The 11,975-nt window shown below is 62.4% G+C and carries 15 protein-coding genes and 1 pseudogene; 9 read left to right on the top strand and 7 right to left on the bottom strand.

Going from position 1 to position 11,975, the window contains the following annotated elements:
- Positions 1-84: 84 nt before the first annotated feature.
- Positions 85-246 carry a DUF1328 domain-containing protein gene (locus PhaeoP97_RS20150; RefSeq protein ID WP_096740441.1) on the bottom strand — a complete coding sequence of 54 codons (162 nt, stop codon included), beginning with the start codon at positions 244-246 and terminating at the stop codon, positions 85-87.
- A gap of 120 nt (positions 247-366) precedes the next feature.
- Entirely contained in the window at positions 367-1,206 is an 840-nt protein-coding gene (locus PhaeoP97_RS00865) for a formate/nitrite transporter family protein (protein ID WP_072503463.1), read from the bottom strand.
- Positions 1,207-1,486: 280 nt separating this feature from the next.
- On the opposite strand from PhaeoP97_RS00865, the gene PhaeoP97_RS00860 reads away from it, so the two are divergent.
- On the top strand, positions 1,487-1,993 hold the full coding sequence (locus PhaeoP97_RS00860; RefSeq protein ID WP_072503462.1) for a fascin domain-containing protein: 507 nt from the start codon (positions 1,487-1,489) through the stop codon (positions 1,991-1,993).
- 100 nt (positions 1,994-2,093) lie between these two features.
- On the opposite strand, the gene PhaeoP97_RS00855 is transcribed toward PhaeoP97_RS00860, so the two are convergent.
- The 5 genes and pseudogenes from PhaeoP97_RS00855 to PhaeoP97_RS20255 form a co-directional block, all read right to left on the bottom strand.
- Complete coding sequence (locus PhaeoP97_RS00855; RefSeq protein WP_072503461.1) at positions 2,094-2,702, bottom strand: ABC transporter permease; 609 nt, start codon at positions 2,700-2,702, stop codon at positions 2,094-2,096.
- A gap of 178 nt (positions 2,703-2,880) precedes the next feature.
- Positions 2,881-2,931, bottom strand: a pseudogene (locus tag PhaeoP97_RS20875) (hypothetical protein); the annotation flags it as partial.
- Between the two features lie 77 nt (positions 2,932-3,008).
- Positions 3,009-3,365 carry an ABC transporter permease subunit gene (locus PhaeoP97_RS20050; RefSeq protein WP_083570284.1) on the bottom strand — a complete coding sequence of 119 codons (357 nt, stop codon included), beginning with the start codon at positions 3,363-3,365 and terminating at the stop codon, positions 3,009-3,011.
- Positions 3,365-3,712 (bottom strand): ABC transporter permease family protein, encoded by a 348-nt coding sequence (locus PhaeoP97_RS20045; protein ID WP_083570282.1) that lies wholly within the window; start codon positions 3,710-3,712, stop codon positions 3,365-3,367. The genes PhaeoP97_RS20050 and PhaeoP97_RS20045 overlap by 1 nt, the downstream gene beginning before the upstream one ends.
- Positions 3,713-4,220: 508 nt before the next feature.
- On the bottom strand, positions 4,221-4,373 hold the full coding sequence (locus PhaeoP97_RS20255; protein ID WP_157891219.1) for a hypothetical protein: 153 nt from the start codon (positions 4,371-4,373) through the stop codon (positions 4,221-4,223).
- Positions 4,374-4,496: 123 nt separating this feature from the next.
- On the opposite strand from PhaeoP97_RS20255, the gene PhaeoP97_RS00840 reads away from it, so the two are divergent.
- From PhaeoP97_RS00840 to PhaeoP97_RS00800, 8 genes are all read left to right on the top strand, one after another.
- Positions 4,497-5,075, top strand: coding sequence for a helix-turn-helix domain-containing protein (locus tag PhaeoP97_RS00840; protein ID WP_072503460.1), 579 nt, complete (start codon positions 4,497-4,499; stop codon positions 5,073-5,075).
- 554 nt (positions 5,076-5,629) lie between these two features.
- Positions 5,630-6,709, top strand: coding sequence for an ABC transporter substrate-binding protein (locus tag PhaeoP97_RS00830; protein WP_237028967.1), 1,080 nt, complete (start codon positions 5,630-5,632; stop codon positions 6,707-6,709).
- Position 6,710: 1 nt separating this feature from the next.
- Positions 6,711-7,742, top strand: coding sequence for a FecCD family ABC transporter permease (locus tag PhaeoP97_RS00825; protein WP_072503458.1), 1,032 nt, complete (start codon positions 6,711-6,713; stop codon positions 7,740-7,742).
- Positions 7,739-8,755 carry a FecCD family ABC transporter permease gene (locus tag PhaeoP97_RS00820; protein WP_072503457.1) on the top strand — a complete coding sequence of 339 codons (1,017 nt, stop codon included), beginning with the start codon at positions 7,739-7,741 and terminating at the stop codon, positions 8,753-8,755. The genes PhaeoP97_RS00825 and PhaeoP97_RS00820 overlap by 4 nt, the downstream gene beginning before the upstream one ends.
- Positions 8,755-9,537 carry an ABC transporter ATP-binding protein gene (locus PhaeoP97_RS00815; protein WP_072503456.1) on the top strand — a complete coding sequence of 261 codons (783 nt, stop codon included), beginning with the start codon at positions 8,755-8,757 and terminating at the stop codon, positions 9,535-9,537. The genes PhaeoP97_RS00820 and PhaeoP97_RS00815 overlap by 1 nt, the downstream gene beginning before the upstream one ends.
- Before the next feature lie 11 nt (positions 9,538-9,548).
- The gene (locus tag PhaeoP97_RS00810; protein ID WP_072503455.1) at positions 9,549-10,613 is read left to right on the top strand and encodes a siderophore-interacting protein; all 1,065 of its coding nucleotides are present in this window, start codon (positions 9,549-9,551) and stop codon (positions 10,611-10,613) included.
- Positions 10,610-11,593: a MotA/TolQ/ExbB proton channel family protein gene (locus tag PhaeoP97_RS00805; protein ID WP_072503454.1), complete on the top strand. Its 984-nt coding sequence runs from the start codon at positions 10,610-10,612 to the stop codon at positions 11,591-11,593. Before PhaeoP97_RS00810 ends, PhaeoP97_RS00805 begins: the two co-directional genes overlap by 4 nt.
- Positions 11,594-11,597: 4 nt before the next feature.
- Positions 11,598-11,975, top strand: a complete 378-nt coding sequence (locus PhaeoP97_RS00800) for an ExbD/TolR family protein (protein ID WP_072503453.1) — start codon at positions 11,598-11,600, stop codon at positions 11,973-11,975.

The raw sequence follows: 11,975 nt of genomic DNA, 5'->3' as shown, positions 1-11,975 counted from the left end.
TGAAACGGAAACAGGCGCGATCCAATCGGATCGCGCCTTTGCTTTTGTTGCGGTACAGAAACGGGGGTGCCGCAGGCAGCCCCGTCAGTCGCAAAGGGTCCGGTCAATCAGCGACAGCCCCAGCAAGAACATCGCCAATAGGAACACCACATTCGCAGCAAAGGCAGCTCCCGCAGCAATTCCGCCAAACGCCAGTACCGCAGCAGCGGCAGCAACCAGGGAATAGATCAGTGGCCAGTTTGTCATTGCTCGTCCTCGTCTCTGTCTATTGTCAATCTGGCAAGTTAACGCGCCGAGAGGCTGAATAGTTCCATTTGGCATCTGCCCTCCCCCGAAAGGGAGCCGGGCAATGGCCAGTCCTCCACTTTACTTCTGAGGGATTTCCGGCTTGATCTGTGCGTAGGTCAGGACCGTGAACACCGCAGTCCCTCCGATGACATTGCCGATAAGAACTGGCAGGAAAAAGCCAAACACGGCCTGTCCAAGCGGCAGCATCCCTTGCACTATCAAAAAGGCCATCTCGACTGAACCGGCAACGATATGGGTAAAATCCCCCGCCGCGATCAGCCAGGTAAAGATCACAATCAAAGGGATCTCGCTGTGCTGTGTCGAGGGCAGCATCCAGACAATCGCAGCGATCAGGATACCAGAAGGAATGCCGCTGATCATGCCAATAAAGGGCGGCATCCCGGTCGCATGTTTGCTGATCTCAACCATCGAGGCGTGCAGAGCGTCATCCAGAACCGGCGTCAACGCAAAGAAGGACGCGATCAGAAACGCCCCAACAACATTCGCGGCCAGCACTACCCCCCACAGTCGCGCCGTACGCAGCAAGCTCGCCTTGTCGCACCGCAACATCACCGGCACCACGGTGGTTATGGTATTTTCTGTGAACAGCTGCATGCGCCCCAGGATCACCATAAGAAAACCCAAGGAATAGCCGAGGTTTTCCACCAAGGGCGACCAGTTGGCGTCAGGCAGATGCGTCCTGAACACCGCTTTGCCCAATACGGAAAAGCTGATCAGCAATCCCGCAGCAATCCCTGACCACCAAAGCGCCCGCACCGGCCGCTCAAGCTCCTCTTCGCCATTTCGTCGGATGGTTTCGAAAACCAATCTCGGAGACAGGCCGGTCGCCTCTTCGACGGCCTCATTCTCGCATTCTCCCTGAATGAGATCTTCGCCGGGGATCTGGGCCTCGCTCATGTGCAACTCCTTTTTGCGTATCAGAAGTAACGCATGGGCGCTGTGAATGTTCCCATCGCAAAGGCACGATGACGTTCAGCGCGCTGGAACCCGCGATGCTTGCCGAGGCAGGCATCAATGACCAACCTCAAATCACCAAATCAAGTGCGCATAAGAAACCTTGCCTGACATACCTCTGAATTGAATGATTGAGAATATATACAATTTTTGCGTGCTTTTTGCTTCAGAGTTTCCTGTTTCGAATGCTACCCAAATCTTCCAAAACCGGAGGAAAGAACTTATGGATCTCAGCCCGCTCGAAGCCCAGTCCGCAACGTCTGCATCGCAAAATTTGACCTATAGCCTGAAATGCATTGCCTATAAAGATGCCTATGTCCGCATGGATGCCAACGGCCTGACCAGCCCCGAACCGGAAGGCGCTGGAACGGTAAACGCCCAAATCAGCGCAGGGCCTTGGGAACAGTTCATCCTGATGCCGCAAGACAACAACACTGTTGGCCTGCTGTCAGCGGCATGGGCCAATTGCTACATCCGCATTGGCACGCCGCAGCCGGGTGACATCAAACCGATCAACTGCCAGTACGGCTGTGGCTCTTTAGAGAGATGGTATCTCCGTTTTGTTGGCCCCAACCATGTTGCCTTTGAATGCTCGTCATTGCTTGGCTACTACCTGTCGCTGAATACGAATGGGGCAACGACTTTCAACGGCAGCGGCGTGGGCGTGGTGCAGGGCGTCCAATCCCTAAACGACAACTCTACGTTCGAACTGATTTCACACTCTAGCTGATACCGCGCGCTGACGGCCGCGCGGTTGATTGGAAACACATGTGGCGTGCCAATGCTGTATTATCAGTATCAAGCATTGGCGCGTCACAAAACAGCAGGTTTCAAGCCTCGAAAGTGATCTGACCGCCGCAGACTGTCAGTGCCGCCTGTGCCAAGCTGAGCTGGCCTGCCCGCTGCACCTCAAGATCGCGATCCATGACAACCACATCTGCCATCATGTCTACACGCTGCCTTCCCTTGCGGTGTTCGTTGAACTCGGCCCAGGCGCCGTCACGGGTATAGGCCGCGACAACCAGCCAGGGCGTGTAGCCGACGAAATCGAACCCACACCGCAGCATCAGGCCCCAGCTGGAGGCGGGCGGTTTGGCCCCGACACCCAGGAAGCTGTGTCCCGCTTCGGCGGCGATGAAGGTGGGAATATCCATTGAGGCGACGATCAGAACCGGACCGATCACATTGGGCAGGATGTGGCGGGCCACGATACGGACGCGCCCGGCGCCCATCGCGCACAGTGCTTCTACATATTCGGATTTGGCCTGCGCCATGACCGAAGCCCGCATGATCCGCCCGTAATAGGGCATAGAAGTTGCGACCAGCAGTCCCACCAGTACCACCAGTACCACCATGCCGCCGCCAAAGATCGGGCCGATGGCCAACGCCAGAATAATCACCGGATAGGCGCGCACCGTGTCGAACCCCAGTGTCAGCACATAGTCGAGCCAGCGCGGTGGAAATCAGCACCACGCTCAGCGCGATCTGCCCACCATAGATCGCCCGCGACAGCACATTGCGGCTCCACTGGTCGGTGCCCAGCCAATGGGCCGCATTTGGTCCCTGCAGTTTGGAGGGGGTGTCCATGGCATTCGGCCCGTACGGCGCGATCCAAGGGGCCAGCAGCGCCGTCAGGATCAACAGCAGCGCCAGCAGCAGCCCCAACATGCCCATCGGATCACGGGCCAGATTGGTGAACCCGCCTGAGCGTGCTGGCTTGGAGACGGGTTGAATATCTACCGCAGTCATTGCTCCTGGCCTTCCTTGAAACGGGGGTCGATTGTGGCGTTGAGGATATCTGCCGCAGTGGTGGCGGCGATCAGCAGCGCGCTGGACGCCAGCACCGCACCCAGTGTCACCGGGTAGCTGCGCAGGATCACAGCGTCATACATCAGCTTGCCGATGCCGGGCCGGGCCAAGACGATCTCCGCGAAGACCGCGCTGCCCAGCATGTAGCCGACTCCGACCCCCAGCACGGTGATGGTCGGTGCCACCGCCACCCGCAGCGCATAGCGCGAGATGATGCGCGGTTCAGTCAGTCCGAACGACCGGGCATTGCGGACGTAGTTTGCCGACAGCACCTCAATCATCGAGGCGCGCATCAGCCGCGCCAGATAGCCGACCCCGCCGACGCCGATGGCCGGCAGCCAGCCCAGCCGGGATGAAACAGCAGCATGCCGTAGATTGCGATAGTCACCGATGGCACCGCGATGCCGCTGACCGACAGCACCCCGATCAGCCGATCAAACAGCCCGTTGCGGCGCGCAGCCGCCAGCCAGCCCAGCGGGATGCCCAGGTCTGCCGCCAGCAGCATCGCTGCCGTGATCAGCTGCACCGTATGCGGAAGATGCGCCATCAGTACTTCGCTGACAGGGCGGCGGCTGCGCAGATCGGTGCCCAGATCGCCCTGAGCCACTGCTCCCAGATACTTCACGATCTGCACCGGCATCGGCTGATCCAGCCCCAGCCGCTCGGCGAACTCGGCCTTGATGGCTGGCCGGGTGCGTGGGATTTGAATCTGTACGGGCCTGCCGTCGCCACCGGGACAGCCTCAAAATAGCCATCCGAAGCTTCCGCCAACGCCTTGGAAATGATTGCGCCGGACGTAGAGGCCAAAGTGGCTGATCAGAAGAACGCCGAGGGCGCGTTCAAGTGAATGAAGCCAGCGTAAGGCCCGGTAAACTCGACGTCTTTCAGCAGCGTAAACTCGGTGGCGATGCCGGATTCCCAACCTGGATCCAAGTGTCATTCAAAGGAGTGCTCCACATCCTTTGCCGTCAACTCGCCATAACCGCCCGACCACATGATGCCCGCTTCAGCTCAAAGATGATGTTCTGCGGATCGGAGAGATCCACCGGTTTTGCCGCATCCAGTTCGACCCTCCAGGTTTCGCCGGGGGCATATTTGGCCAGCCGCGGATACAGGTTGTCAATCAGCAGCTGCTCCGAACTAGACCCCTAACAGGCCGGATCCAGATAGCCGGGATCGGCGGCAACCGCGATGCGCAGGGTATCGGCGGCACCAGTACCTGCCACAGCGGTCCAGATGGCGGCTGCAACGCTTGCGCATACTGGAACCCGCCGGACGGACACACTCGCAATTTTTGTCATCTTCCTCTTCATCTTTTGACATCGTTTTCACCAATCTAGAGGGCGCACAGGCCGCAAAGCACGCATAGTCATACCGTGAATATTAGGCTGCACGCAGCAGATCAGCATAAAGCAGCATAAATTATGCCTGATACTGACCTTTCCTCCAATCTTAGACTGCTATGCTGTTACGGGCGCTCGGTTTCGGAGGTCTGCCGTCGAATCGGGATCAACCGGCAGCAATTCAACAAATACCTCACCGACCAGACCACACCGTCGCTGGCCAAACTGGTCCGGCTGCGGCCGCCAGTTTTGGCCCAATCGGATGATCCGTTTTCGGAGCAGATGGAAAGGGTCATCCGCCGTGAGTGTCGCAATCCGGGCCTGCTGGAGCGCCATGAGGGATATTACCATATCTACATGAGCCCAGACCCGTCCAAGCACTATCTCCTTAATAATATCGGGCGGATATTTGGCAGCGGGAAGGACTGGTTCTCCAAAGAGCTGGAGCGCTATGAAGATAACGAATTCGCCATCCCCTCAACGCTCAAACACTCTGGCCTCGTGTTTGAAGCACACAACCGGATCTTCATTACCAGTCGCGAACAATTGCAGCGCTGCGGGGCCTATGACAGCGATCATTTCAAGGCGCCTGAATTCGTGCGCAACTCCATCTTTTCTACGAAAAACACTCATACGGCCACTTTGACCGCTGCTTTTTAGCCACTGCGAACTATCCAGGATGTTGCAAGCGACATTGCCGGGGGAAACCGTGCAAAATCACCTCTGACCCAAACAATGTCCGCCAAACAGGCAATGGCAATGGCAATGGCAGAATTGGCCAGCTCAGACGACAGGAAGCAGGCCTCCGATGGTCCTGATCTCCGCTATAGCGACACGCGCCGAACCAGACCTGATAGCAATCGCTCTCTGCATTTCTGGGACGAACGCAAAAATGCAGGGTGTTGTCGCATACATTCTTCTGCCGGATGCAATTGGCAGTTTCGCCACCGCCCTTGGGAACTCCGCATTTGCCGATCAGCAACACTAGGATCATCTGCTATGCTCGATTGGCTGCACAACAACCAGCCGGGGTTGAACACTGTGTCATCGCGCCGTTAACTTGACAAAAGAACTAAGGTTAAATAACTGACCCGAGCGCGCCGGACGGGCGCCAACCAGCAAGACTCGCCGCCTCATGGGCCGCAGATCCAGCCAATCTTGATCATAACACCGATCAAAACGGCGGCACCTCGTGCCGATGGCTGGAGAGACATGTGAAACAGGGCGATCCCCGACAGAACACAGGCGCAGCCCGCAGCGCCCTGCGACCAAGCCTGAGCCTGAGTCGACAAAACTGGCGCCAAGCGGCTGCCGCGCTGTTGGCGGTCTTCCTGCTCGGCCTCTGTCCACTACCCGGCAGCGCCGATCCCTTTCCAGCGGTGATCGACCATCGTTACGGCACCACAACGGTGCTCGCCAAACCCACCCGCATCGTCTCGCTCAGCTTCATCGGGCATGATTTTTTGCTGGCATTGGGAGAGCGCCCCTATGCGCTGCGCAAATGGTACGGCAGCGATCCCTATGGCGTCTGGCCCTGGGGGCATGATGCGCTTGGGGAGGCTCAACCGGTGGTGATGCGGGGCGAGATCGACATCGAACGGATCGCGGCGATGGAGCCTGATCTGATCGCCGCGCAGTGGTCCGGCATCACCGCACAGCAATATGCGCTGCTGTCGCAAATCGCCCCGACCCTACCGCCGCGCGCCGAGGATGGCGACTATGGCACCCCCTGGCAGCAGATGCTGCTGCGACTGGGAACCGCCACCGGCAAGCGCACCACCGCAGAGGCGATTGTCACCCGGATTGAGGGGCGTTTTGCGGATCTGCGCGCCGCCCATCCCGAATGGCAAGGCGCCAGCGCCATGATGGCATGGGCCGGCCATACCCGCGCCTATACCCGTGCCGATATTCGCGGCCAGTTCCTCACCGCTCTGGGATTTTCGGTGCAGGATGCGCCGGATGGGCAGAACGCGCTCAACCAATTCTACATCGAATTCCCCGCCGAAGACCCGTCGGCAATGGATGTGGATGCGCTGATCTGGCTGGATACCGGGCGCAATGTTGAAAAACTTGCCCGAATGCCGCTGCGCCATACCACGCGGGCTTACCGCGAGGGACGCGAAATCTATGCGGATAAATTGCTGTCCGCCGCGTTGTCCCATTCCAGCCCACTCAGCCTCGATTATGCGCTCGACCAGCTGGTGCCCTTGCTGGAGGCGGCGGTGGATGGCGACCCCGCAACCGTGGTGAGCAGCACTGCAAATGCCGGGCTACTCGCGAAGGGAGGCTCCTGACATGACCGCGTCAACACTCACGCTACCTCGGCAATCCCGCTCTGGCGATCTGCGGCTGCTGTGGCTTGGGACCGCGCTGCTTGCGCTCTGTCTGCTGTCCATTGCCGCCCTCAGCCTTGGTGCCCGCGCCACCGGCTGGGCTGACATCTGGGGCGCTTTGACCAGCTATGACCCGAACAATGCCGATCATATCGTCGTGCGCAATATGCGCCTGCCGCGACTGATCGGGGCTGGGCTGGCGGGGGCGGCCCTTGGCATGTCGGGCGCGCTGATTCAAGCGATGACCCGCAACCCGCTGGCTGATCCCGGCCTTCTGGGCATCAACGGTGGGGCAGCCCTTGGGGTTGTGCTCTGCATTCTTGTTCTGGGCGTGACCGATCCGGCAGAGTTCATCTGGGTGGCCCTCGGTGGTGGTCTGGCCGCCTCCGTGCTGGTGTTCCTCCTCGGTGGTGGCAGTCAGGCCAATCCGCTGCGCCTGATCCTGGCCGGGGCCGCTGTCAGCGCGCTGTTTCTGGCACTCACCCGCGCCCTGCTGCTGGTCAGCCGGCAGACGCTGGATGTCTATCGTTTCTGGGTTCTCGGCGGGTTCGACGGCATTCTGCCCGCCACGCTCCAGTCCCTGCTGCCGTTTCTTATTCTGGGCGCTCTGCTGGCCATCATCGCAGGCTTCGGCCTCAATGCGCTGATGCTGGGCGAGGATACCGCCAAGGGGCTGGGCGTACGCACCGGGTTCACACGGCTCATAGCCGGGGCCGCGATTGTGCTCCTGTGTGGCGCAACCGTTGCCATGGCCGGGCCGATTGCCTTTGCCGGGCTGATCGTACCGCATATCGCCCGCTGGGCCGCAGGTCCCGCGATTGGCTGGTCGCTCGCCTTCTCTGCCGTGTTCGGCGCGCTGCTGCTAATCGCGGCGGATCTTCTGGGGCGGCTGGCCCTCTTTGGTGGCAATATGCAGGCCGGGGTGATGACCGCGCTGATTGGCGGGCCGGTGCTGATCTGGCTGGTCCGTCGCAACGGGGTGCGCAAGCTATGATCTGGACCCTCCGCCTCTCCGCCCTGTCGCTGCAGATCTCGCGCCGCGCGGTCCTCACCGCGATCCTGCTGCTCAGCGTCCTGCTGATGACGGCCCTGCTGGCCCTGACCCTTGGCAGCTACCCGCTGAGCCTTGCAGACATGCGGGAGATCCTGACCGGCGGCGGCACCGCGATCCAACAGATGATCCTGCTGGACAATCGCATGCCGCGCATCCTGACCGCACTTGGCGCAGGCGCGGCCTTCGGCCTCTCCGGTGCACTGTTCCAGACCATGATGCGCAACCCGCTGGCCTCTCCCGATGTGATCGGCTTCAACGCCGGGGCCAGCTGCGGCGCGCTGGTCGCGATGATGCTCACCGGTGGCATGGTGCTGCCCGGTGCCATTGCCGGCGCGCTCATCACCGCCGGTGTTGTGACCCTCTTGGCCTGGTCGCGTGGCCTGCCGCCCTATCGGCTGATCCTCACCGGCGTTGGGGCCAGCCTCGTGCTGACCGCCCTAGGCGATCTGCTGATCAGCCGAATGGATGCCCAGACCGCCGCAGATATGGCGCAATGGCTGATCGGCACGCTGAACGCCCGCAGCTGGAGCGATGTTGCTCTTGTCTGGGGCAGCCTGCTGCTGCTGGCTCCGGCGCTGATCTGGCTGCAATTCCCGCTCACCCGGCTGGGCATGGCCGATGATATCGCAACCGGGCTGGGGATGGCGCTGTCACCGCTCAGACTTGCACTCACCGGCACCGGCATCCTGCTTGCCGCATTGGCTGTCAGCACCGCCGGGCCGCTGCCCTTTGTGGCCTTTGCCGCCGGTCCCATCGCCCGCCGCCTGATCCCCAATGGCCGACCGGTCCTGCTGGCCGCCGCGGCGTCCGGCGCGCTGATCACTCTTCTGGCCGATACCGCCTCCCGCGCGGTGCCGATGATCCAGCTGCCCGCCGGAGTGTTCACCGCGCTGATCGGCGCCCCGGTGCTGATCTGGCTGCTCTTGGCCCAATTCAGAAAAGGAGCCCTCTGATGGCTGCCACCGCCCGCCTGCGCGCCGAGGATCTCTCGGTGTCCTACAGCCGCACCCCCGTGCTCAACAGTCTGTCGACAGATCTCCCCGATGGTGCGCTCACCGTGATCGTCGGTCCCAATGCCTGTGGCAAATCCACCCTGCTGCGGGCGCTGGCCCGGCTCCAGCCTGCGGGCAAGGGTCAGGTGCTGTTGGATGGCAAGGCGATCCACCGACAGGGCAGCCGCGCCGTCGCGCAGCGTCTGGCGATCCTGCAGCAGACCCCCACCGCCCCAGAGGGGCTGACCGTGCGCGATCTGGCCACCCGGGGCCGCACCCCGCATCAATCCCCGCTGCGGCAATGGTCCAGACAGGACGCCGAGGCGGTCACCCGCGCGCTCGACCTCACCCAAATGACACCCCACGCAGATCGCCCGCTTGAGGCGCTCTCCGGTGGGCAGCGCCAACGTGCCTGGATCGCCATGGCGCTGGCCCAGGACACAGACATCCTGCTGCTTGATGAACCCACGACCTACCTCGATCTGCCGCATCAGATCGAACTGCTGAAACTGGTGCAGCAGCTCAACCAAGACACCGGGCGCACCGTGGTCATGGTGCTGCATGACATCAATCTGGCCGCACGCTTTGCCAGCCATATGATCGCGCTGAAAGACGGGCAGGTCTTCTGCGAAGGCCCCCCGGAGGAGGTGGTCACCGAAGGCGTCCTGCAATCCGTCTTCGCCCTGCCCTGCCGGATCATTGCCGATCCCGTCCACGGCAGCCCGCATGTCATCCCGGAGTGAGTGAGACCACCATGACCATCAACCCGACCTTCCCGCTACAGACCACCGCCACCCTGTCCACGCTGCCCTTTGGTATCCTGCGCACGCCCCTTGTCGCCATGGCGCAGGAGCATGAGCTGCCGGTGATCGAAGACAGCGACAGCGCCGTCACGGTCGAGGTGCCCGGCTTTGGCCATTACCATTTCACAGCACAGGGTGACGGTATCGAGATCCGCGTCTCTGCCGCCCTGCCCGACCGCCTGCATATGCTGAAGGATGGGTTTGCCGAGCACCTCGAAGAGCTGCAACCCGGCCTGTCCCAGACCCTGCGCTGGTCCGACACCGCCACCGTCGGCGCACTGCCTCCAAACGTGCATGCCACCACCGTGATGTCGATCACCCCGGTGGGCCGCGCCTTCCTGCGGGTGCGGGTGAAGGCGGCGGACCTCAGCAGCTTTCAGGAGGACGCCATTCATTTCCGCCTGCTGTTGCCCGCTGCGGATTGCGCCGACCCCGCGTGGCCTCATGTGGCTGAAAACGGCGCCACCGTCTGGCCCTCGGGTGACAAGGCGCTGCACCGCCCGGTCTATACCACCCGCCACATCGACCATGCCGCCGCAGAGATGACCTTTGACATCTTCCTGCACGACGGTGGCCGCGCCACCAATTGGGTTCTGGGCGCCAAACCCGGCGACACGCTTCGGATTGCAGGCCCTGGCGGTGGCGGCATTCCGCAGACCTCGCAGATCCTGATCTATGCCGATGAAACCGCCCTGCCCGCCGCCGCCCGCATTCTGGAAACCCTGCCGCGCGACAGTCGCGGAGCGGCGGTCCTCCTCGCCGCAGACGGGGCCGATTGCGGTTATCCCATCGTCGCGCCGGAGGGCATCAGCGTCACCTGGCTGCGCCACGTTGACCAGCAAAGCCTGTGCGATCTGGCCCTGACCGCCCGTGCCGAACGCCCCGATCATTTCCTGTGGTTTGCCTGCGAGAAATCCGACGTGCAGCGCCTGCGCGCCGCCATAAAGCAGGACAAACCCGCCCCCCGGAAAAGCCCCGGACAAGGCTATATCGCTGCCTATTGGAGCCAGTCATGACCCTTCGCAGACCAGCGGCCCTTGCCGCGCTGTTGTTGATCCTCTCGCTTGCTGTGGCGCAGGAGGCCCCCGCTGCCCCGACCACATCCGCGCCGCAAATCACCACGCAATCGCCAGCCACCACGGCGCCCGCCGTCTCGGGTGAAACGCCGACACCGGGCCTCTCCGACACCAGCGCCCCCGCGACAGCCACTGACGATGGTGCAGGCCCCACCAACGAGACAACACCCGCAGCCGACAGCAGCCCCGCGCTCAATGACACGCCCGCAGCAACGCCCGTGCCCCGACCCGAGGCAGCGCTCTCCCAGCAGGAGATGCTGGCTGAAACCGCCAGCGACGCGGCGGCGCAAGCGGTCAAGTTCCTGCGCGACGGCGGGCCGTCGATTTGGGCGATTGCGGCGCTTTCAGTGATCACGCTGGCGCTGATCCTGTGGAAAATCTGGCGGTTGGCGCTGATCGGCGCCTGGTCGCGGGGCAAGGCGGGTCGCGCCGTCGCCGCCTTTGAGAGGGGCGAACAGGACACCGCCCGCGACATCGTCCGGGGCCGACGGGGCATCCGCTCCAAAGTCGTCGCCTCCGCGCTGGCCTCCGTCTGCACCCTGCCCGAAGATCGCGCCCGCGAGGAAACCGCCCGCGTGGCGAAGCTGCATCTGGCCTCCGCCGGTACCGGCCTTGGCGCGCTGGAACTGATTGCCACCATTGCCCCGCTCCTGGGCCTTCTGGGCACGGTTCTGGGCATGATCGCGGCCTTTCAGGCGCTGCAGGCCGCCGGGTCCAAGGCCGATCCCGCGCTGCTGGCCGGCGGCATCTGGGAGGCGCTTTTGACCACCGCTGCCGGCATGGCCGTGGCTATCCCCGCCTCCGCCGCGCTGACTTGGTTTGAGGCCGTGATCACCCGCATCCGCCGCGACGTTGAGGACAGCGCCACCCGCATCTTTGTCGCCCATCAGCCGCAGTCGCTGAAACTCGCTGCTGAGTAACCCGATGCAGTTCATCCAAGCCCCGAAACCCCGGCGCAAACCCAGCCTGACGCCGATGATCGACGTGGTGTTTCTGCTGCTGGTGTTTTTCATGCTGGCGTCCCGCTTTGGCACCGATGCGGTGCTGGACCTGCCGCTTGCAGGTCAGGGCGGCAGCTACACCGGCCCGCCCCGGCTGATCGGTATCGGCGCGGGCAATCTGGATCTGAACGGGCTGCCGGTGGCCGACAGCAACCTGGCCGAGGCCTTGGCCCCGCTGATGGACAGCCCCGGCGATATGCTGGTGTTGCGCGGGCGGGATCAGGCCGATCTGCAACGCATCACCGATGTGACCAGCCTGCTCCGGCAGGCGGGGTTCACCAATTTTGTTCTGGTGGAGTGA

The sequence above is a fragment of the Phaeobacter porticola genome, assembly GCF_001888185.1.
In the GTDB taxonomy this organism is placed as follows: Bacteria; Pseudomonadota; Alphaproteobacteria; order Rhodobacterales; family Rhodobacteraceae; genus Phaeobacter; species Phaeobacter porticola.
Note: the sequence above shows the minus strand (reverse complement) of the source record. Positions and strands in the feature narration are given on the sequence as shown.